19 protein-coding genes are annotated in these 20102 nt (G+C 66.2%); 6 read left to right on the forward strand and 13 right to left on the reverse strand.

Annotation, left to right across the window (positions count from 1 at the left end; all coding sequences use genetic code 11):
* Nucleotides 1-163 precede the first annotated feature (163 nt).
* The 5 genes from glnA to WBP07_RS00470 form a co-directional block, all read right to left on the reverse strand.
* Nucleotides 164-1573 carry a type I glutamate--ammonia ligase gene (gene glnA, locus WBP07_RS00450; protein ID WP_395393427.1) on the reverse strand — a complete coding sequence of 470 codons (1410 nt, stop codon included), beginning with the start codon at nt 1571-1573 and terminating at the stop codon, nt 164-166.
* A gap of 217 nt (nt 1574-1790) precedes the next feature.
* Nucleotides 1791-2129, reverse strand: coding sequence for a P-II family nitrogen regulator (locus tag WBP07_RS00455; RefSeq protein ID WP_021233466.1), 339 nt, complete (start codon nt 2127-2129; stop codon nt 1791-1793).
* 392 nt (nt 2130-2521) lie between these two features.
* Nucleotides 2522-3445, reverse strand: coding sequence for an N-acetyl-gamma-glutamyl-phosphate reductase (gene argC, locus WBP07_RS00460; RefSeq protein WP_395393428.1), 924 nt, complete (start codon nt 3443-3445; stop codon nt 2522-2524).
* Nucleotides 3445-3810, reverse strand: a complete 366-nt coding sequence (locus tag WBP07_RS00465; protein WP_395393429.1) for an SH3 domain-containing protein — start codon at nt 3808-3810, stop codon at nt 3445-3447. Before WBP07_RS00465 ends, argC begins: the two co-directional genes overlap by 1 nt.
* A gap of 63 nt (nt 3811-3873) precedes the next feature.
* Nucleotides 3874-5268: a leucyl aminopeptidase family protein gene (locus tag WBP07_RS00470; protein ID WP_395393431.1), complete on the reverse strand. Its 1395-nt coding sequence runs from the start codon at nt 5266-5268 to the stop codon at nt 3874-3876.
* Nucleotides 5269-5357: 89 nt separating this feature from the next.
* Between WBP07_RS00470 and WBP07_RS00475 the strand changes: the two genes are divergently transcribed.
* The 3 genes from WBP07_RS00475 (at nt 5358) to WBP07_RS00485 (ending at nt 8427) form a co-directional block, all read left to right on the forward strand.
* Complete coding sequence (locus WBP07_RS00475) at nt 5358-6167, forward strand: PdaC/SigV domain-containing protein (RefSeq protein ID WP_395393432.1); 810 nt, start codon at nt 5358-5360, stop codon at nt 6165-6167.
* 226 nt (nt 6168-6393) lie between these two features.
* A complete protein-coding gene (gene map, locus WBP07_RS00480; protein WP_395393434.1) occupies nt 6394-7224 on the forward strand; it encodes a type I methionyl aminopeptidase in 831 nt (276 codons plus the stop codon).
* A gap of 153 nt (nt 7225-7377) precedes the next feature.
* The gene (locus WBP07_RS00485; RefSeq protein ID WP_395393436.1) at nt 7378-8427 is read left to right on the forward strand and encodes a hypothetical protein; all 1050 of its coding nucleotides are present in this window, start codon (nt 7378-7380) and stop codon (nt 8425-8427) included.
* Between the two features lie 219 nt (nt 8428-8646).
* On the opposite strand, the gene WBP07_RS00490 is transcribed toward WBP07_RS00485, so the two are convergent.
* Complete coding sequence (locus WBP07_RS00490) at nt 8647-9426, reverse strand: helix-turn-helix domain-containing protein (protein WP_395393438.1); 780 nt, start codon at nt 9424-9426, stop codon at nt 8647-8649.
* Between the two features lie 81 nt (nt 9427-9507).
* Here WBP07_RS00490 and WBP07_RS00495 point away from each other — a divergent pair, with 81 nt between their 5' ends.
* The gene (locus WBP07_RS00495) at nt 9508-10299 is read left to right on the forward strand and encodes a class I SAM-dependent methyltransferase (RefSeq protein ID WP_395393439.1); all 792 of its coding nucleotides are present in this window, start codon (nt 9508-9510) and stop codon (nt 10297-10299) included.
* Nucleotides 10300-10450: 151 nt separating this feature from the next.
* On the opposite strand, the gene WBP07_RS00500 is transcribed toward WBP07_RS00495, so the two are convergent.
* From WBP07_RS00500 to bioF, 6 genes are all read right to left on the reverse strand, one after another.
* A complete protein-coding gene (locus WBP07_RS00500; protein WP_395393440.1) occupies nt 10451-11110 on the reverse strand; it encodes a peroxiredoxin in 660 nt (219 codons plus the stop codon).
* 180 nt (nt 11111-11290) lie between these two features.
* Nucleotides 11291-12544: an adenosylmethionine--8-amino-7-oxononanoate transaminase gene (locus tag WBP07_RS00505; RefSeq protein WP_395393442.1), complete on the reverse strand. Its 1254-nt coding sequence runs from the start codon at nt 12542-12544 to the stop codon at nt 11291-11293.
* Nucleotides 12541-13185, reverse strand: coding sequence for a dethiobiotin synthase (bioD, locus tag WBP07_RS00510; RefSeq protein WP_395393445.1), 645 nt, complete (start codon nt 13183-13185; stop codon nt 12541-12543). Before bioD ends, WBP07_RS00505 begins: the two co-directional genes overlap by 4 nt.
* Nucleotides 13186-13192: 7 nt before the next feature.
* The gene (locus WBP07_RS00515; RefSeq protein ID WP_395393446.1) at nt 13193-13939 is read right to left on the reverse strand and encodes a methyltransferase domain-containing protein; all 747 of its coding nucleotides are present in this window, start codon (nt 13937-13939) and stop codon (nt 13193-13195) included.
* Entirely contained in the window at nt 13936-14571 is a 636-nt protein-coding gene (locus tag WBP07_RS00520) for an alpha/beta fold hydrolase (protein ID WP_395393448.1), read from the reverse strand. The genes WBP07_RS00515 and WBP07_RS00520 overlap by 4 nt, the downstream gene beginning before the upstream one ends.
* The gene (gene bioF, locus WBP07_RS00525) at nt 14568-15731 is read right to left on the reverse strand and encodes an 8-amino-7-oxononanoate synthase (RefSeq protein ID WP_395393450.1); all 1164 of its coding nucleotides are present in this window, start codon (nt 15729-15731) and stop codon (nt 14568-14570) included. Before bioF ends, WBP07_RS00520 begins: the two co-directional genes overlap by 4 nt.
* 202 nt (nt 15732-15933) lie before the next feature.
* Here bioF and WBP07_RS00530 point away from each other — a divergent pair, with 202 nt between their 5' ends.
* Nucleotides 15934-16893 (forward strand): GAF domain-containing protein, encoded by a 960-nt coding sequence (locus WBP07_RS00530; RefSeq protein ID WP_395393451.1) that lies wholly within the window; start codon nt 15934-15936, stop codon nt 16891-16893.
* 355 nt (nt 16894-17248) lie between these two features.
* Complete coding sequence (locus WBP07_RS00535; protein WP_395393454.1) at nt 17249-18322, forward strand: L,D-transpeptidase; 1074 nt, start codon at nt 17249-17251, stop codon at nt 18320-18322.
* A 621-nt stretch (nt 18323-18943) separates the two neighbouring features.
* On the opposite strand, the gene WBP07_RS00540 is transcribed toward WBP07_RS00535, so the two are convergent.
* The gene (locus tag WBP07_RS00540) at nt 18944-19972 is read right to left on the reverse strand and encodes an MBL fold metallo-hydrolase (protein WP_395393455.1); all 1029 of its coding nucleotides are present in this window, start codon (nt 19970-19972) and stop codon (nt 18944-18946) included.
* Between the last annotated feature and the right edge of the window lie 130 nt (nt 19973-20102).

Below are 20102 nucleotides of genomic sequence, written 5' to 3' on the forward strand. Positions count from 1 at the left end.
GCATACCGGCCGCTGTTCCCGCCGTCATGTCGCCAATGGTCGCAGCGGGGCAGCGCGGGGCGGGGACGGCCGATGGAGAGGGTAAAGAAAAAGGGCGCCCGGACAAGTCCGGACGCCCCGCTCGGTGAACCGAGGTTTCCCTTCCTTTCGGAAGGCAGCGCGATCAGGCGCTGTAGTACATGTCGAACTCGACGGCCGACGGCGTGGTTTCCCAGCGCAGCACTTCGGGCCACTTGAGTTCGAGGTAGGCTTCGATCTGGTCCTTGGTGAACACGCCGCCTTCGAGAAGGAATTCGTAGTCGGCAGCCAGCGAGTCCAGAGCTTCACGGAGCGAACCGCAAACGGTCGGCACTTCGGCGAGTTCGGCCGGCGGCAGATCGTAGAGGTTCTTGTCCATGGCGTCGCCAGGGTGGATCTTGTTCTTGATGCCGTCCAGGCCAGCCATCAGCAACGCGGCGTAGCACAGGTACGGGTTGGCCATCGCGTCGGGGAAGCGGAATTCCACGCGCTTTGCCTTGTCGCCCGCACCGTAAGGGATGCGGCACGAAGCCGAACGGTTGCGCGCCGAGTAGGCGAGCAGCACGGGGGCTTCGTAGCCCGGCACCAGGCGCTTGTAGCTGTTGGTGGTCGGGTTGGTGAAGGCGTTCAGGGCCTTGGCGTGCTTGATGACGCCGCCGATGAAGTACAGGCACATGTCCGAGAGACCGGCATAGCCGTTACCGGCGAACAGCGGGTTGCCCTTGTCCCAGATCGAGATGTGCGTGTGCATGCCCGAGCCGTTGTCCTTCATGATCGGCTTCGGCATGAACGTGGCGGTCTTGCCATAGGCCTGCGCGACCATGTGCACGACGTACTTGTAGATCTGCATGCGGTCGGCGGTCTGGACCAGCGTACCGAAGGTCAGGCCGAGTTCGTGCTGGGCAGCGGCCACTTCGTGGTGGTGCTTGTCGCAGGGCAGGCCCATTTCGAGCATGGTGGTGACCATCTCGGCGCGGATGTCGACGGCCGAGTCGACCGGAGCGACCGGGAAGTAGCCGCCCTTGGCGCGCGGACGGTGGCCCAGGTTGCCCTGGTCGTACGACTTGTCCGAGTTGCCGGGCAGTTCGATATCGTCGATCTTGAAGCCGTTGCCTTCGTAACCGTCGTAGAACTTCACGTCGTCGAACATGAAGAATTCGGCTTCGGGGCCGACGTACACGGTGTCGCCGAAGCCGGCCGACTTCACGAACGATTCAGCGCGCTTCGCGGTCGAGCGCGGGTCGCGGGCATAGAGTTCGCCGGTCGAAGGTTCCACGATGTCGCAGAACAGGATCAGCATCGGGGTGGCCGAGAACGGATCGGTGTAGACGGCGTCGAGGTCGGGCTTGAGGATCATGTCCGACTCGTTGATGGCCTTCCAGCCTTCGATCGACGAACCGTCGAACATCAGGCCGTCTTCCAGCTCGTCCTCGCCCAGGATCGTCGAGACCATGGTGAGGTGCTGCCACTTGCCCTTCGGGTCGGTGAAACGCAGATCAACCCACTCGATCTCTTCGTCCTTGATCTTCTTGAGGACGTCCTTTGCACTAGCCATTATCTTGGTTCTCCAGTGATGCTCTTCCGATCCCGAAAGAGACTTTGAGTTTGGGCAATTCGTGTCTTTCGGGAATGGACGGCCCCCCGACCCTCCATTCCCGATCCGGTCCAGTCTCCGCTAGGGGACGGGCCCGGAAAATCTCTGTGCGGGAAGGCGTGCCCGTCAGGCGACGGACGGCCCCTCCCACGAAATCCAGTGCGTCGATCGGCTCTCTTTAGAGAGCGTCGTCGTCGCGCTCGCCGGTGCGGATGCGGACGGCGGTTTCGATCGGCACGACGAAAATCTTGCCATCGCCGATGCGGCCGGTCTGCGCGGCGTCGGCAATCGCCTCCACAACGCGTTCGGCCAGGGCATCGGGCACGACTACCTCAAGCTTCACCTTGGGCAGGAAGTCGACCACGTATTCGGCGCCGCGATAGAGTTCGGTGTGGCCCTTCTGGCGGCCGAAACCTTTCGCCTCGGTAACGGTGATGCCCGAGACGCCCACTTCGTGCAGCGCTTCCTTCACTTCGTCGAGTTTGAACGGCTTGATGATCGCTTCGATTTTCTTCACGCCTGTCTAGACCCCTGCGCTTGTTCCCGGCTTCTTTCCGATGAGGTGTCCGGTCCCGGGAACCAGCTTCCTCGCGCGCGACTCCCATCAAGAATCGTGCCAATGCGGATGGGGCAGTCCTAGGCGAAGTGTGCAGGCGCGAAAAGCCCGGATTTTCACCTTTTGCAGGGCTGTTTAGCAGCCTTATGCGGGTAAACCCATGGATGGGCACAACATCTGTTCAAGAAATGGGCAGGGTGTGCCTGAAAATTGTGCAAGCGCTGCCTAAGTGCAAGGCGTTTTGGGCTCGATCGTTAGCGGCGCGGTTAACGCCGGCATGCGGCCCATGCGAAAAGCGCCGCAGGTCCAGTTGGATCTGCGGCGCTCATGGTGATTCAGGAAGAAGCTTTTGTCTAGAGCCTAAGCCCGGCCGTCTCGGGAAGGCCGGCCATCAGGTTCAGGTTCTGCACCGCAGCGCCGCTCGCGCCCTTGCCCAAGTTGTCGAGCATGGCGACCATGCGGGCCTGCGAACCGTCTCCGGCACCCAGCACGCGCAAGGTCAGGCTGTCGACCGGCTCCATCGAGGCGCGCAGCAGCAGTTCGTCGGGCTGGTCGTCGACCACCGAGACGACCGGGCTGCCGGCATAGAACTCGGCGAGCGCGGCGCGCAGTTCGGCGGCGGTGCCGGCCTTCGCCATCATCGAAAGGTGCAGCGGCACTTCGACCAGCATGCCGCGATGCGCGGGCACCACGGCGGGGGCGAAGATCGGGGCATGGGCAAGGCCGACATGCGCGGTCATTTCCGGCACATGCTTGTGGCCGAGCGCCAGGCCATAGGCGCGGAACGCCACGTCACGGTCTTCCTCGAACCGGGCGATCAGCGCCTTGCCGCCGCCCGAATAGCCGGAGACGGCATGGCACACATAGGGCCAGTCGGCCGGCAGCAACCCGGCGCGCACCAGGGGCGCGACCAGCGCGATGAAGCCGGTGGGATAGCAGCCCGGATTGCTGACGAAGCGTGCGGCGGCCACGGTGTCGCGGCCGATCACTTCGGGGAAGCCGTAAGTCCAGCCCGGCGCAACGCGGTGCGCGGAAGAGGCGTCGATCACCCGCGTGGTATCGTTGCTGATCATGCCGACGGCGGCCTTGGCGGCATCGTCCGGCAGGCAGAGGATCACGAAATCGGCGGCGTTGAGCGCTTCTGCGCGGGCGGCATCGTCCTTGCGACGCGCTTCGTCGAGGACGATCAGTTCGAATTCGTCGCGGCCGGCAAGCCGTTCCGCGATTTCGAGCCCGGTGGTGCCGGCGGCACCGTCGATGAAGACGCTCTTTGCCATTACTTCACAGTCTCGATCTGGCTCAGGGCAACATAGCCGACCTGGCCGTCTTCGCCCAGCTGGCCCCAGGCCCACTGACCGGCGATGTCCAGCACGTTGAAAGTCTCGCCCACCGGCAGGTCGCGAATCGCTTCCGCCTCGTCACGCCCGAAAGTGCGCAGCACGGCGCCGTCCAGGATCGTGTGCGGCATCGGCACCGCATAGTGCGGCACGAAGCAACGCCCGGCGAGCTTGATGTGCGCAAGGTCGCCGCGAACGGGCAGGCAGCCGGGATCCGCGGTCACGCTAGGCCCCGTCATGGCAAGCTGCTTCAGGGCAGGCGTGCCGTCGTTCGGGGAGCGGGTATAGGAATCCTCAGTGGCCAACGCGGGGGAATCTCCAAAAGCAAAGATGCGCGCGCTTAGCGGGGGCTCGTCCATTTCGCAACATCAGCCGCCCGTTGGGGTGTAGCGCTGTTGCAACACGTGCCATGCCGCGCGCAGGCCCAGAGCATCGCCGCCCTTCGGGCGACCGGGCTTCGTGGCGGGCCGCCATGCGAAAGTATCGAAGTGAATCCAGTCGGTTCCGGCCGGCACGAAGCGGTCCAGGAACAGCGCGGCGGTGCTGGATCCGGCAAAGCCGCTGGATCCGGCATTGTTGATGTCGGCAATGTCGGACTTCAGATATTCGCGGTAGCCGTCGTAGAGCGGCAGGCGCCAGCAGGGATCGTCCACCGCAAGCCCGGCGTCCAGAATCTCCTGCGCGGTTTCGTCCCGGCGCGTGAACAGCGCGGGCAGGTCCGGCCCCACGGCCACGCGGGCGGCGCCGGTCAGCGTGGCGAAGTCGATCACCAGTTCCGGCTCCTTCTCGCCCGCACGGGCCAAGGCATCGCCCAGCACCAGACGGCCTTCGGCATCGGTATTGCCGATCTCCACGGTGATGCCGGCGCGGCTTTTCAGCACGTCTCCGGGGCGGAAGGAGTTGCCGGCGATCGCGTTCTCCACGGCGGGCACCAGCAGGTGCAGGCGGACCGGCAGCTTGGCGGCCATTATCAGGCGGGCGAGGGCGAGCGCGTGCGCCGCGCCGCCCATGTCCTTCTTCATCAGCAGCATTCCGGCGCCGGGCTTGATGTCCAGCCCGCCCGAATCGAAGCAGACGCCCTTGCCGATCACGGCGATGCGGGGGTGCTTGGGATCGCCCCATTCCAGTTCGATCAGGCGCGGCGCATGGGCGCGGCCCGCCGCTCGGCCGACGGCGTGGACCATCGGATATTCGCGTTCGAGCATTTCGCCGCGCGTCACATGGATTTCCGCGCGGAACGCCTTGGCCAGTCCTTCAGCCTCCGCCTCAAGCTGGCCGGGGCCCATGTCCTCGGCAGGCGTGTTGACCAGATCGCGCACCAGTTCGGTGGCTTCGGCGGCAGCGATCGCCGCGTCGATCGCCTTGACCTCGCTGGTCAACAGCACGCGCGGGCCTTCGTCGGCGGGATCGGACCGATAGCGGTCGAACCGGTACTGGCCGGTCACCCAGCCCAGCATCGCCTTGCCGACTTCGCCGCCGGAGCAGCGATACGTGCCGGCGGGCAGCACGTCCGCCAGCTTGCCAAGGCACCAGCTGGTCAATGCGGCGGGATCGGCAACGCCGGCGACGACCGCCCAGCCATCGCCATCGGTCACGATCGCATGGCTGCCGGCATCGCCCGCGAATTTCTGCGCATCCAGCGCGGCCCGCTGCGGAACCGACAGGCCCTTCAGGAATTGGTCCAGTCCATCCTTGTTCACAAGGTGGATGGTCACGGCCTTCTGGCCACGGTCGGGCTGAATCAATGCGTTCTTGTCGCTCATGGAAGGATTCTCTAGCCTCCCCGCGAGCGGTAGCCGAGAGGAAAATGATGCGAAATCGTGCTGGGTTGATGGCGTCGGTTGCAACAGCAATGCTTCTGGTGGCGGGCTGCAAGAGCGAGCCCGCACCTTCCGCGACCCAGACGGTTGCCGCAGAGGCGACCGAAGCGGCTGTGGCCACCGAGAATGCGGGTACGCCGACCGACGATGCCAGCGCCGTGCCTGTGGGCGGCGGCCGCAAGGACAAGGTGGCGAACGACCTCTACGAGTTCGAATATGCCTATCCCGACGCGGCGGGCGCGATCCCCGGCCTGAAGGCGGAACTGGACAAGCAGCTTGAGCAGCAGCGCGCCGAACTGATCGGTTCCGCCAAGGACGATCGGGCCGAGGCCAAGAAGAACGACTTCCCCTACCACGCGCACAGCTATCAGGAGGACTGGAAGGTCGTTGCCAGTCTGCCCGGCTGGCTCTCGATCTCGTCCGAGTTCTACACATTCTCCGGCGGCGCCCACGGCATGAGCGGGTCCGACACGCTGTTGTGGGACCGCCATGCGGAAACGGCGCGCAAGCCGGTGGACCTCTTCGTCAGCAAGGCGGCGCTGTCGAAGGCACTGCGGACGCCGTTCTGCGCGGCGCTGAACAAGGAACGCGGCAAGCGGCGCGGCGCGCCGGTGGTTCCGGGCAATGACGAGATGTTCAACGACTGTATCGATCCGCTCGAACAGGTCGTGATCCTGGGCTCCACCAACGGGCAGACGTTCGACCGCATCGGCGTGCTCGTGCCGCCCTACAACGCCGGGCCTTATGCGGAGGGCAGCTACGAGGTCACCCTGCCGGTGACGGGCGCGGTGATGGCAGCGCTCAAGCCCCAATATCGCGCGAGTTTCTCGCTCGGGAAGTGACGGCGCTTTTTCTGAAAATTCGCTGAAGGCGAATTCTGCGGCACCAGCCCACTCCCCCACCCGACCTCCCACCAATGTATCCTGATGGGAGGTCGGGTGGGGGAGTGGGCTGGTGCCGCATGAAAATGCCCACTCGGGCATTTTCCAAACGGACTTTCGACGAAACGCAACCACAACTGCGCAGTCCTGATTCGCAATTTCGATCCGGCCTCGCTATCTTGGCGCCATGACCGAATACCAGACCGTCGAACCCGGAAGTGAAACCGTCCTGCGCGACGGCACCATCAAGCTGCACGGCCCTGAGGGCTTCGAGGGCATGCGCAAGGCCGGCCGCCTTGCCGCCATGATTCTCGACGAGATTGCGCCGATGGTGCAGCCGGGCGTTTCCACGGCCGAGATCGACGACAAGGTGCGCGAATTGACGCTGGACGGCGGCGCCGTGCCGGCGACGCTCGGCTATCGCGGCTATGCCCATTCGTGCTGCATCTCGATCAACCACGTGGTTTGCCACGGCATTCCGTCGGAAAAGACGATCAAGGACGGCGACATCGTCAATATCGACGTGACCCCGCTGCTCGACGGCTGGCACGGCGACACCAGCCGCATGTACTTGGCCGGCGACGTCTCGCTGAAGGCGCGCCGCCTGGTCGACGTGACTTATGAGTGCCTGATGATCGGCATCGAGCAGGCCAAGCCCGGCAACCGCGTGGGTGACATCGGTGCGGCCATTCAGGCCTATGCCGAGTCGTTCCGCTACGGCGTCGTGCGCGAGTTCTGCGGCCACGGCCTTGGCCGTCTGTTCCACGATGCGCCCGAAGTGGTGCATGCCGGCCGCCCCGGCACTGGCCCATTGCTGAAGCCGGGCATGTTCATGACCATCGAACCGATGATCAACCTGGGCAAGCCGCCGGTGAAGCTGCTTTCGGACGGCTGGACGGCGGTGACGCGCGACAAGTCGCTCTCGGCGCAGTTCGAACACTCGATCGGCATTACCGAGACGGGTTGTGAGATCTTCACGACCAGCCCCAAGGGCCTCCACAAGCCGCCGTATGCTTGATTGAAATCCGGCCGCTGGCCGGATTTGCGGCACCTGCGCATTAGAAAATGCCGTTTGAGACAGGTCCGATATCGCTCCGGCGCATGTGCCGGGGCGTGACCTGACGCGCGCGTCATGACAGCCTCCCGCCCGACAATATCGAAGGGGAGAGCTATGGCGACTGCAGCGATGGACCTGACCGGCGGCGTTCCTGAAGATCGCGAATTCGTCGTGGCCGAAAAGCCCGATGACGGCTTGCGCGATGCCGTGAACGTCTGGATCGAGGAAGAAAACGGCCTCTTCGCCATGCGCATCGGCGTCGAGGCGGTAGGCTCTCACTGGGATCGGCACGAGTTCTGGCTGGACGTTGCCTTCGCCGATGGCCGCCTGCTTTCCAAGCGTGGCGACGGCGACACGCATTCGCCCTATGACGCCGAAGGCCGCCCCACCGTGCGCGGCACCGGCCCGGTGCGCTTCGAATGCGTGGAGCCGTTCCGCCGTTGGACGGTGACCTACAAGGGACAGGTGGCGGAGACCACCGCGCAGGAGATCATCGACAATCCCGGCTTCGAGGAAACGGCCTGGGCCGATCTCGAAGTGTCCGTCGATATGGAAATGGCCGCGCCGCCGTGGGTACCGGGATCGCTGCTGCCCGAAGCGGCCGAGGCGCTCGGCGGCGAGCAGGGCAGCTTCATGAGCCCGCGCTACGAACAGCTGTTCCGCTGCGCCGGCACGCTCACCGTCAATGGCGAGAGCCGGCCGTTCAAAGCCAACGGCCTGCGCATCCGCCGCACCGGCTTCCGCGCCTTCGCCGGGTTCTGGGGGCACTGCTGGCAGTCCGCCACGTTCCCCAGCGGACGCGCGTTCGGCTTCAACATCTATCCGCCGCGTGAGGACGGGGCGCTCAACTATGCCGAGGGCTGGATCATCGACGCGGACGGCACCCGCACGCCCGCGCGGCCGGTGCAAGTGCCTTGGCTGCGGCGCTTCGTCACCGGCGGGGAAGACGTGTCCTTCGTGCTGGAAACCATCGACGGTCACCGGGTGGAGATTGCCGGCAAGACCTTCACCAACACCCGCTCGCGCGGTGGGCATGTGTTGCCGCCGGACTGGCCCAAGGACTTCCCGCTCGTCCAGCAGAGCCACGCCTTCTACGAATGGGATGGCGAGCGGACGACCGGCATGATCGAACGCTCCAGCAAGCCCAGCGTGATGGAGCTTTAGGGGCTCCAAAGCGGGACCCAAGGGCGGGGCAGCTTGTACCGCACGCTCCACTCGCCCCGTTCCATCCAGCGCCCCTATCCCGTCATCCCCGCGAAGGCGGGGATCCCGCTTGTTCTTCGCGGGGAGGAGGAAGGAAGCGGGGCCCCCGCCTTAGCGGGGGCGACGGAGTTATGTGGTGCGGAGGGCTGTTGTGTCTGGCGGATTTGGAGAGGCCGTAAGTCAGTCGCCCCCAACCGGCTCCAGAAACACCAGCCGGAAATCCTCGCGCTCCACATCGGCAAGAGTGTGCTGGGTAAAGTGAAGCAACCCGTCCTCCGGATGGAGGAAATCGCGCGCGCCACCCGCGCGCGCGAGCACCGACTGGCTTTCCCAACCCGCGCGAAACTCCGGGCTCTCCACCTGTAGCCACTCCACCACCGCCGCCACGCGCGGATCGGCCATCACGCGGCCATAGTCGCGGCGGAACTCGGCCAGCAGGCGCATGGCGCGCGTGTGCCAGTCGGGCAGCAGGCTGCGCGCGGCGGGGTGCGTGAAGACGTAGCGCAGCAAGTTGGGCGCGGCCTCCATATCGAACATCCCGGCAAACAGCCGCCGCGCCCCGGCATTGGTCGCACAGACCGACCACGCGGGATCGAGCGCATAGGCCGGGAAGGGCAGTGCGGCGATGGCGGCAGTGATCGCCGGTGGCGCGGCCTCAGGCGAAGGCGCGAAGGGATCGGCCGGATCGCGCCGCTCGGCAAGCGAGAACAGGTAGTCGCGCTCGGCGGGGGACAGGCTGAGGGCACCGGCGAGCCGGCCAAGCGTTTCGGCAGAGGGGCGCACCTCGCGCCCCTGTTCGATCCAGGCGACCCAGGTGGTGCCGATGGCGGCGCGCGCGGCCAGTTCCTCCCGCCGCAGGCCGGGCGTGCGGCGGCGGCGGGCGTGGCCCTCAGGCGCGAGCCCTTCGCGGCGGGCGCGGACGAAAGCACCCAGCAGGCGGCGTTGTTCCTCGGTGGACATGGCAACGCTTATAACAGGATAATTATGTCCATTGTAACAGGCTAAATCGAAGGCATTGAGGGCGCCGAAAGGAGATCGACCATGACCGATCAGACCCAGAATGCACCGTCTAAACACAACCCGGCGCAACACACTCTGGCGCAGAGCCAGTTCGGGGAAGTGTCCGCGACCTACGTAACCAGCGCCGTCCACGCGTCCGGAGCGGACTTGGAAACCATCGCCGCCCGCGCGCTCGTGGCCGCACCGGGGCACGCGCTCGACTTGGGGGCAGGTGGCGGCCATGTCGCCTATGCCATGGCTCCGCACGCGGCGAAGGTGACGGCCTGCGACCTCTCGCCGGAGATGCTGGAGCAAGTCGCGGCCGAAGCGGCGCGGCGGGGCCTTGCGAATATTGCGGTGGAAGCGGCGCCCGCCGAAGCGCTGCCGTTTGCCGACGACGGCTTCGACTTCCTGGCCTGTCGTTTCTCCACCCACCATTGGCGCGATGCCGAGGCTGGCCTTCGCGAGGCGCGGCGCGTGTTGAAGCCGGGTTCGCCGGCGATCTTCGTGGACGTGGTCGCACCCGGCGACGCTTCGGCGGACACGCACTTGCAGACGGTGGAACTGCTGCGCGATGTCAGCCACGTGCGCGACTATACGGTGGCACAGTGGATCGCGATGCTCGACCGCGCCGGGTTCGCCGTGCGCGAGGTTCGCACTGCACGGCTGCGCATGGATTTCGCCACCTGGACCGCCCGGATGCGTACCCCGCCCGAGCGTGTCGCAGCAATCCGTGCGCTTCAGGTCGTCGCATCAGCCGAAGTGGCGGGCTGGTTCGAGATCGAGGCGGATGGCTCGTTCACCATCGATACGGTGACGATCGAGGCGGTTTGAGCCCCGCTTGTCCTCCCCGGGACGGGGAGGTGGCAGTCGCGAAGCGGCTGACGGAGGGGAGCCGCGTCCTCACGCGACTTTTGCGTAAACCGCCAATCCCCTCCACCACCCTTCGGGCGGTCGCCCTCCCCGTGCCGGGGAGGACTGGGCCTTACTCCGGCTGCGCTACCAGGCGCAGGTAGGGCTTCAGCGTCTCCCAACCTTCCGGATAGATCTTGGCCGCTTCCTCGTCCGAAACGGCGGGGACGATGATCACCTTCTCGCCGTCCTGCCAGTTCACTGGGGTCGCCACGCGGTGGCGGGCGGTGAGCTGCATCGAATCGAGCACGCGTAGGATCTCGTCGAAGTTGCGGCCGGTGGTCATCGGGTAGCTGATCATCAGCTTGATGCGCTTGTCCGGGCCGATCACGAAGACGGTGCGCACGGTGGCGTTATCCGCTGCCGTGCGGCCTTCCGCGCCGCCCTCGATCGCTTCGGGCAGCATGTTGTAGAGCTTGGCTACGGTGAGTTCGGTATCGCCGATCATCGGGAAGTTCGGCTTGGTGCCCTGCGTTTCCGCGATATCTTCGGCCCAGCGGTCGTGATTGCCGACCGGATCGACGCTGAGGCCGATGATCTTGGTATTGCGCTTGTCGAATTCGGGCTTGAGGCTGGCCATGTAGCCCAGCTCGGTGGTGCAGACCGGCGTGAAGTCTTTCGGGTGAGAGAACAGGATGGCCCAGCTGTCACCGATCCATTCGTGGAAATTGATCGGGCCTTCGGTGGTCTCTGCCCTGAAATTGGGCGCTTCGGAATTGATACGGAGCGTCATCGCGGTCCTTCCCCTCGGTTCCGGGCAGACCCTTGCGCCTCCCGAAACAATGAAACGGCTAATTCAAGAAGCGAAAATTCGCGCGAATTGGTATCCGATTCGTCAGGGACTGGACAGAAGCTTTTGTGCACGGGTGAACACTTCTTCACCTGGCCGGTCATTGTGTGAGACAAGGCGGGGCTAGAAAGAGATGACCGCCTCACCAATGGCATCCCACACTCGGGCCAGTTCCTCGTCGGTGATGCAATAGGGCGGCATCACGTAGACGGTGTTGCCCAGCGGGCGGAGCAGCACATCGCGCTCTCGGAAGAAGGCCATCAGGCGCGGGGCAAGGTCGCTCATGTAGCCGGTTTCGCCGCTGGTCTTCAGGTCCAGCGCGGCGATGGTGCCAAGCGTGCGCGGATTGTCGAAGTGGCAGAACCGGTCGAGCTTCTCGATCCACGCGACCTGCTTTGCGGCCAGCGCGCTCACCCGTTCCAGCACCGGCTCCGCGCGCCAGATGGCAAGGTTGGCCGCTGCCGCCGCGCAGGCGATCGGGTTGGCGGTGTAGCTGGACGAGTGGAAGAACATCCGCGCGCGGTCTGTCGAATGGTGCGCCTCGAAGATCGGTTCCGCCGCCATGGTGACGGCCAGCGGGACGGAGCCCCCGGTCAGGCCTTTCGACAGGCACAGGATATCGGGCACCACGCCCGCCTGTTTGCAGGCGGTGAGCGTGCCGGTGCGGCCCCAGGCGGTCATCACTTCGTCGGCGATGAACAGCACGCCGTGCTTTGCGCAGATCTCGCGCATCGCCTTCAGCGTTTCGGGGCCGTAGATCAGCATTCCGCCGGAACCGAGCACCAGCGGCTCCACGATCAGCGCGGCCGTGTCCGGCAGGCGGCAGAGCGCTTCCAGGGCGTCGAGCGTTTCCTGTTCGGCACCGGCGGCGGGGAAGGGGATGCGGCCCACGTCGAACAGCAGCGGGTCGTAAGGCCGGTTGAACACGCCGCGCGCGCCAACCGACATCGCGCCGATGGTGTCGCCGTGGTAGGAATGCTCCATCACCACGATGCGGTGGCGGTTTTCGCCGCGCCAGTGCCAGAAGCCCAGCGCCATCTTCAGTGCGACTTCGACGGCGGTGGAGCCGGAGTCCGAGAAGAATACCCGCGTCAGGCTTTCCGGCATGATCGCGCGCAGCCCGGCGGCGACTTCCTCGGCCGGCTCATGCGTCCAGCCCGCGAAGATCAACTGGTCCAGCTTCTGCGTCTGCTCGGCAATCGCGGCCATGATGCGCGGGTGGCAATGGCCGTGCGTCGTCACCCACCACGAGGAAATCGCGTCGATCACCGCGCGCCCGTCCGCCGTGTGGAGCAGCGCGCCCTTGGCATGGGTGACCAGCGGCACCGGCTCGTTCAGGCCGTGCTGGGTGAAGGGATGCCAGATCGAAGAACTCATGCCGCCCCCGTTTCCACGACGAAATCCTTGAGATCGAAATTTGCGGCGAAGGCCTCGCGCAGCGTCTCCGGCGTCAGCGGGGAGACATGCGGCAGGCGGCCGAGGCGGCGGACTTTGCCCATCGTGCAGATCGTCGCTTCGCTGTCTTCCTGAGCTTCGCCGACGAAGGCGACGCCCAACACTTCCACGCCGCGCGCTCGCAGGGCTTCGATCGTCAGCAGCGAATGGTTGATCGTGCCCAGCACCGTGCGCGCCACCACGATCACCGGCGCCTGCCAGCGCGCGAACTGGTCGGCATACGTCATGCTGCGCGACAGCGGCACCAGCGCGCCGCCGGCACCTTCCACCACCAGCGCGCCATCGACATGCGGCAGGGCGAGGCGGGCAGGATCGATCTCCACCCCGTCTATCTCCGCCGCGCGGTGGGGCGAGCAGGGGGTGGTGAGGCGATAGGCTTCCGCCAGCACGTTTTCGCGCGGCAGGCCTGAGAGGCGGGCGACGCGGTCGGCATCGCCGCCGTCCTCTTCCAGCCCGGCCTGAACCGGCTTCCAGTAATGCGCGCCAAGGGCGCCCGCGAGCGCGGCGGCGAAGACGGTCTTGCCGATCTCGGTATCGGTGCCGGTTACGATGATGGTGCTCATAAGCCGCTCAACTAGCGCGGCATACGTGACAGGTCACGACCTCGTAAGTCACTTCGCATCCGCTTTGGGCAAATCGACCCAGCGTGCGGCGCAATTGTCCCGGTGTCAGTGGCCGATGGTTGGCGTCGGCCGCCTGCGCGCCGATGGCCTTGAGGCCGCGCAGGAACGCCATCGGGTCTTCGTGGCGCTCCACATGGTTTTCGACCGTGACGGTGCATTCGCGGAAGTTGGAGATCGGCGCGAAAGCGGGCGTTCCGGCGCTCAGGCCCTCGGCCACGTGGGCGGCGCGCCATTCGGCGAAGCTACCGGGGCCGAGCGTGGTGACGATCAGGTGGCCGCCGGGCGCCAGCCACTCCGCCATGCGCGCGAGAGCGGCGGGGGCATCGTCGAACCACTGCACCGCAAGGCTGGAGCAGATCAGATCGAACGGGGCACCCTGGGGCGCCCCATATTCGCCATCCAGCACCGCGAAGCGGCGATGCGCGTTCTCGCCAAGGCGAGCGCGGCAACGCTCCAGCATTTCGGGCGCGAGGTCGGTGATCAGCCAGTCGCCGCCGATCCCGACATTGCCGAGCGCTTCGGTGAGAAAGCCGGTGCCGCAGCCGATCTCCAGCACCCGCGGATTTTCAGACAGGTCGAGAGCGGCGATCCGCGCGGCTAGCGCCTCTGCCACCTCGCGTTGCACGCGGGCGTGGCCGTCGTAGTCAGGCGCGGCGGCGAAGGCGCGGCGGACTTTCTCGCGCGGGACGTTCATGCCGGCCCCGCCGGTGTCAGCATCGCCGCCAGCCCGCGCACCGCTTCGGCGCAGAGTTCGGGATCCTCGATCGGGAGCAAGTGCCCGCCCGCCTCGCTCTCGATCCGGCGCACTTCCGCGCCTTCGAACGTGGTGGCGCGCATCGGGCCGGGCATCAGCGGATCCTGCCCGCCTTGCAGCGAGATCACCGGAACCTTGGGCAGCGGCGCCCGCGCATCGCGCAAGCGCAGCAGGTCGAGCCGAAGCAGGTCGGCATCGATCTTGCCCTTCGGCACCGTGCCGCCGATCTGCTGGTGGAAGCTGGCGAGCACGCCTGCCGGGGTCTGTCCGAAACGGCGGATCATGTGCTCCACCACGCGCACCGGCACGCCCGGCTGGCCGAGCGGCGCCGTGAAGCGCGCAAAGCCGTTGATCGCGACCACGCCGACCAGCCCCGGCGGCGGATCGGCCAGTACGCGGATCGTGCCGAAGCTGTGCGTCACTGCGATGCAGGGGCCTACCACTTCAGGCGCGATGGGCGCGCCGAAGTAACCGCGATCGTCGATTGCGCAGTCGAAATCTGCCAGCGAGGCGGCAAGCGGCTGCCAAAAGGTCCGGTCGAAACCCCAGCCATGCGCGAAAAGCAGCTTCACCGATGCGCCTCGATGGCGGCGAGCAGCGCGTCGATATCGGCCTGCGAATGCGTGGCGCGCAGCGCGATGCGCAGGCGGCTGGTGCCGGGCGGCACCGTCGGTGGGCGGATCGCGGAGGCGAGGAAGCCGGCTTCCTCCAGCTTGCGGGAGAGGGCCATGGCATCGGCCTCCGCCCCGATCACGGCGGGCACGATCTGGGTGGAGGATTCGCCATGGTCGAGCCCCAACCGCGCAAGCCCAGCGCGCAGGCGGTCGCCCAGCGCGGAGAGATGGGCGCGCTCGGCCTCCATCGCCGGCACAAGATCCAGCGCGGCATCGACGGCGCCCAGCACGGCGGGCGGCGGCGCGGTGGTGAAGATCATGCCGCTGGCCGCGTTGACCAGATAGTCGATCAGCACTTGCGATCCGGCGATATAGGCGCCGAACCCGCCCAGCGCCTTGCTGAACGTGCCCATGATGACATCGACACGCCCCGGCGCCAGGGCGGAGAGGCCCGCGCCGTCCGGGCCAAGCACGCCGGTCGCATGCGCCTCGTCGATGTAGAGAATGGCGTCGTGCCGTTCGGCGATTTCCGCCAGGCGCAGCACATCGGCGCGGTCGCCATCCATCGAGAACACGCTCTCGGTCAGGATCAGTCGTGCCGGAGCCTCCGCGCCCTTGGTGGCGAGAAGCTGTTCGAGATGGTCGAGATCGTTGTGGCGGAACCGGTGCTGGCGCGCGCCGGACATGGCCACCCCGGCATGCATGCTCGCGTGGATCAGCCGGTCCGCGAACACCGCAACACCGGGCATGGCGGCGATCAGTGCAGGGATCGTGGCAGCGTTGGCTTGCCAGCCGCTGGCGAAGACCAGCGCCGCTTCGGCATGCTTGAACTTCGCGATCCGCGCTTCCACGGCGAGATGCGCCGGGCTGGTGCCCGTCACCAGCCGCGATGCGCCCGATCCGGTGCCATGTTCGCGCGTCCATTCGGCCGCGCGCTCCGCCAGCAGCGGATGGGTGGCGAGGCCGAGATAGTCGTTGCTGGAAAAATCGACCAGTTCGCGCCCGTCGCGCCGGATGCGGCCGGCGGTGGTCAGCGCAGCAGGGCGCAGCACGCGCCGCTGCCCAGCGCCATCGATCCGCGCCAGAGACGCCGCGAGGAAGGAATCGAGCCTCTTCATCGCGCTCGCCGGTATGGCAAGCGGCGGGCAGAGACAATGGCGGATCGCGAACGGCAACGTGTGTGCAGGTCAATCCGCCGCAGGATGGCGGATGAAGGGATGCCCCGGCGCGGAACTTATATCGGTGTTTTTCCCGATCAATTGGATGATCGACTATGCCTTGAAACACATATAGTTTTGCCGTCCGGAACAGGGGAAAGCGATGGCGGACGAGGGTTACCGTCACGGGGAGTTTGTCCTTCGCACGGTGCGGTCTGAAACCGCAGCCGCGCTGTCACCCGTGGCGGCATCGTGGTGCCGCTCGGCCTTGCGCTATGGGCTCGATCCGGACGCATTGAACAAGGCCGATCCGGTCGAAGCCAGAACCCTGGCCATGATCCGAGAGGCAAGCGGCGCCTTGCCGCTTATCGCCCAGCCGGTGGTCGATGCCCTGTTCGGCAGCGTGGGGCGCAGTGGCGCCTGCCTGCTGCTGGCCAATGGCGACGGCGTGGTGCTGGACATGCGGGCCAGCGATGCCGAGCACGAAGTGTTCGTTTCCCACGGCCTCGCGCTTGGCGCGGGCTGGGGCGAGGACTTGCAGGGCACCAACGGCATCGGCACCTGCCTTGTGGAGCAGCGGCCCGTCACGATCCGCCGCGACGAGCACTTTGCCAGCCGCAACACCGGCGTTTCCTGCATGGCCGCGCCGATCTTCGATCCGCAGGGGCAGATCATGGCGGCGCTGAACGTTTCCAGCGCCCGGCGCGATCTGGATGAGGCGATGGCGCTGCTGGTTTCCGCCCTGGTGCACGATGCCGCCCGCACCATCGAACGCGATGTCTTCTGCCAGAGCTTCGCCGATGCGCGGATCGTGCTTGCCCCCGGAGAGCGGCCGGGCAGTGGCCCGTCACTGCTGGCGGTGGACCGGGACGATCTGGTGATCGGCGCCACCCGCACGGCGCGGCGACGGCTGGGGATGGAAGTTGGCGCGCGGCTCGATCCGCGCCCGCTGGGCGATGTGCTGGGTCAGCCGGGAACGGGCGGTTTCGACGATGGCGATCGCACCGTGCTGCGGCAGGCGCTGGCACGGGCGGGCGGCAATGTCTCGGCGGCGGCGCGGCTGCTGGGGATCGGCCGGGCGACATTCTATCGACGGATGGAGCGTGTGGGTCTCACGGCCTGATGCGACTCGTCCTGACGCAACTCCGCCGGACGTGAAGCGGCCACGCTCCATCGAACCCGCAGCATCGGTCCGGAATGGACAAGACCTGTCCCGCTGGCGAGACAGGTTCGGCGCATCAGTTGGGTCCGGCCCTTGTCCGCCTGATACCGTTATCATAATTTGATCTTGCAGCTTCCTGGGGCCTCCTCCCTCCGCCGTCTCGGGAAGCTCAGGCGCTGGCGAGGCTTATCCTCTCTCCCATCCCCCCGCAGTGGGCCTCGCCGGCGCTTTCCCTCGTTCCACCCCAGGCATGGTTTGCAGCCACCGCGCGCCTCGCGCGTTGAATGGGCATCGAAAACAGCCCGTACGGTGTCGCTTGAAACCGCTTCTTCCCGCTTCCTTCGCCCCCGTAGCCCTGCTTGGCGTAGCCCTGCTGGGCGCGTGCCATTCCGAACGCCGCGAACCGGAGCAGGCACCATCTTCCCCTGAGCCGGCCGACCCGCTGGCGTTCGAGAGCGCGCCCAACGCGCAGAAGATGCCTGAAAGCCCCGCGCTGCGGGCGCAAGTGGCGCTCAGCCGCCGTGGTTTCTCGCCCGGTGTGATCGATGGCAAGGAAAGCGCCGCTTACGCTCTGGCGCTGCGCGGATTCCAGCAGGCGCAGGGTCTGCCGCAGACCGGCAAGCTCGATCCGGCGACGCAGCAGGCGCTGTTGGCCGGAATGGGCGCGGCCACGCGGCAGGTGGTTATCCCGATCGCTTTCGCGCGCGGCCCGTTCTTTCCGGACCTGCCGCATGACATGGCCGGGCAGGCGAAGTTCGATCACCTGGGCTATCGCAGCATGAGCGAGGCGCTGGCCGAGCGCTTTCACACCACGCCCGAGACGCTGCAGGCCCTCAATGCACCAGGCACGGTGCTGGGGGCAGGGCGCACCCTGCGCGTGCCCGATATTCCCGATGCCGCGCCCGCACAGATCCCGGACGACAAGACCGGCTGGGCCGACACCCTCGTCCGCCTTGGCGTCGCAGCCGACCAGCCGCGCGCCGATCACATCGTGGTCGACAAGTCGGATGGAGCCCTCCGCGCCTACGACGCGCAGGGCCGGGTGATCGCCCAGTTCCCGGTCACCACCGGCAGCGGCCACGATCCGCTGCCGATAGGCGCCTGGAAGATCGTGGGAGAGGCGCGCAATCCCGATTACCACTTCAATCCGGATCTGTTCTGGGATGCCAAGAAGAACGCCAAGGACAAGCTGCTGAAGCCGGGCCCGAACGGCCCTGTCGGCGTCGTCTGGCTGGACTTGTCCAAGGAGCACTACGGCATCCACGGCACGCCGGAGCCGCAGAACATCGGCAAGACCGAAAGCCACGGCTGCGTGCGCCTGACCAACTGGGACGCCGCGCGGCTGGCGCAGATGGTTTCGGCGGGGACCAAGGTGGTGTTTCAGGAGTGAGGCTGGCCTGCGTTTTATCCAATGGTTGTTGGAATGGCCGTTTCCAGAATGCCGCCTCTGGCTGCTCTACGGCAGGAATTGTGGGCTAGCGGACGTCGCATCGCCGAGCCCTCCAAACCCCGACAACGAGGATTCCTGAGGTAATGACGAGAGTTAAGGTGGTTTGAATCTGAGTTGCGTCGAGACGCGTAGGCCGGGTCAGTCTACGTTCCGCAATACAAACTTTGCGATGAATTGCCTTCCCCGAGTTGGGCAACTCTGGCGATGTGGTGCAACAACTCTCCATCGGGCGACATAGGCTGCGAGCGCGGCGCCCCGTTTATCCTGAAGGTCGGACGAACACGCACTTAAGCGGCCGCCCAACTCAATCTTGCAGGTCACGCGTACGTTAGCCTCGGGAAAAGGATCTCGGTCTCGTTCCGGCAGTTGCGGCATGGCAGGCCGTACCACCTCGATATCATTCGCGGTCAAAGCCAAAGGGCATTCGGCTCGTGCCGTCGATGGCGACAGAAGAAGGACTGATAGAAAAGCAGCTAGCCCACGCATGTCGGAAAGCTAGGCTCAAGAATGAACGTCCGCAATGTCGGCGAGTCCGGATAGCTTCCTTGGAGCTGGGTCGCCTCAGCCCTCCAACGGATACCCCGCCTCCCGCCATGCCGTCATGCCGCCGTCCAGCGCGCTGGAGCGTACGAAGCCCAGGTCGCGCAACGTCGCTGCGGCCAGCGTGGAGATCTTGCCGAATTCGCAGCAGGTCACGATCTTCACGGTCGGATCGCAGAGCATCGAATTGACGCGCAGTTCCAGCTGTCCGCGCGGCAGGTGGAGGGCGCCGGGCACGTGGCCGGCGTCGAACGCGTCCTTCTCGCGCACGTCCAGCACCACGAACTCGCCGGCATTGCCGCCGATGCGCGCGGCGAGTTCTTCCAGGGCGATGAACGGCACTCGCGCGGCCGCTTCCGACAGGAGTTGCGCCACCGTCTTGCCGCCGTTCATGTTGGTGCGCAGCGCTTCGGTCAGGTGCGTGGGGGCGGCAAGGTCCAGCTGCTGCATCATCGCCACGAACTCGGCTCGGTCGGTCTTTTGCAGGCGCGGGTTTTCGGCGATTTCCGCGCCGATGGTGGAACTGCTGCGGCCCTTGTAGTCATGCGCGGGGTAGACCAGCGTGTCGGTCGGCAGTGTCAGCAGCTTGCCGAACAGGCTGTCGAACAGCGCTTCGGGATCGCCGCTGGGCAGGTCGGTGCGGCCGGTGCCGCCGATCAGCAGCGTGTCGCCGGTGAAGACCCTGTCGCTTCCCACCAGGCACATCGAATCGCGCGTGTGTCCGGGCGTATGCATTGCCCGCAGTCGCAAGTTGCCGACGATCAGCATATCGCCATCGTCTAGCCGCATCTGCGCATAGGGCGCGGGGCTCAGCCGGTTCATCACCACCGGGGCGTGAAGCAGTTCGCCAAGCTCGCGGCTGGCGGAGAAATGGTCGGCATGGGTATGCGTGTCGAGCACGTAGCGCACGTGGACGCCCATCTGTCCGGCCAGGCCCACGGTGCGGTCGATCTGCGATAGCTCCGGATCGATCAGGATCGCCGCGCGCGTGTCGGGGCAGGCCAGGAGATAGGACTGGCAGCCCCCCGTCGTGATCTGCTCGAACAGCATGGCACTCTCCCGGCAAGAGGCGCTGTTTTGCCCTTCGCCAGCGGGTGCGACAAGCGTGCGCCTCCGTTTCGGGCGCATATCTTTCGGATGGCTAGGACGGTGGCCGAGGCAGCGAACGGCGCGGTTTCCC

Origin of the sequence: Novosphingobium oxfordense (genome assembly GCF_044029435.1) — a bacterium.
Lineage (GTDB): Bacteria > Pseudomonadota > Alphaproteobacteria > Sphingomonadales > Sphingomonadaceae > Novosphingobium.

Bases quoted from the DNA above. Each gene is read 5' to 3' on its own strand.
- WBP07_RS00505 (WP_395393442.1), bottom strand. From the start codon at position 12,544: ATGAGTTCTTCGATCTGGCATCCCTTCACCCAGCACGGCCTGAACGAG.
- WBP07_RS00530 (WP_395393451.1), top strand. From the start codon at position 15,934: ATGGCGGACGAGGGTTACCGTCACGGGGAGTTTGTCCTTCGCACGGTG.
- WBP07_RS00495 (WP_395393439.1), top strand. From the start codon at position 9,508: ATGACCGATCAGACCCAGAATGCACCGTCTAAACACAACCCGGCGCAA.
- WBP07_RS00540 (WP_395393455.1), bottom strand. From the start codon at position 19,972: ATGCTGTTCGAGCAGATCACGACGGGGGGCTGCCAGTCCTATCTCCTG.
- map (WP_395393434.1), top strand. From the start codon at position 6,394: ATGACCGAATACCAGACCGTCGAACCCGGAAGTGAAACCGTCCTGCGC.
- argC (WP_395393428.1), bottom strand. From the start codon at position 3,445: ATGGCAAAGAGCGTCTTCATCGACGGTGCCGCCGGCACCACCGGGCTC.
- glnA (WP_395393427.1), bottom strand. From the start codon at position 1,573: ATGGCTAGTGCAAAGGACGTCCTCAAGAAGATCAAGGACGAAGAGATC.
- bioD (WP_395393445.1), bottom strand. From the start codon at position 13,185: ATGAGCACCATCATCGTAACCGGCACCGATACCGAGATCGGCAAGACC.
- WBP07_RS00470 (WP_395393431.1), bottom strand. From the start codon at position 5,268: ATGAGCGACAAGAACGCATTGATTCAGCCCGACCGTGGCCAGAAGGCC.
- WBP07_RS00500 (WP_395393440.1), bottom strand. From the start codon at position 11,110: ATGACGCTCCGTATCAATTCCGAAGCGCCCAATTTCAGGGCAGAGACC.
- bioF (WP_395393450.1), bottom strand. From the start codon at position 15,731: ATGAAGAGGCTCGATTCCTTCCTCGCGGCGTCTCTGGCGCGGATCGAT.
- WBP07_RS00515 (WP_395393446.1), bottom strand. From the start codon at position 13,939: ATGAACGTCCCGCGCGAGAAAGTCCGCCGCGCCTTCGCCGCCGCGCCT.
- WBP07_RS00475 (WP_395393432.1), top strand. From the start codon at position 5,358: ATGCTTCTGGTGGCGGGCTGCAAGAGCGAGCCCGCACCTTCCGCGACC.
- WBP07_RS00490 (WP_395393438.1), bottom strand. From the start codon at position 9,426: ATGTCCACCGAGGAACAACGCCGCCTGCTGGGTGCTTTCGTCCGCGCC.
- WBP07_RS00485 (WP_395393436.1), top strand. From the start codon at position 7,378: ATGGCGACTGCAGCGATGGACCTGACCGGCGGCGTTCCTGAAGATCGC.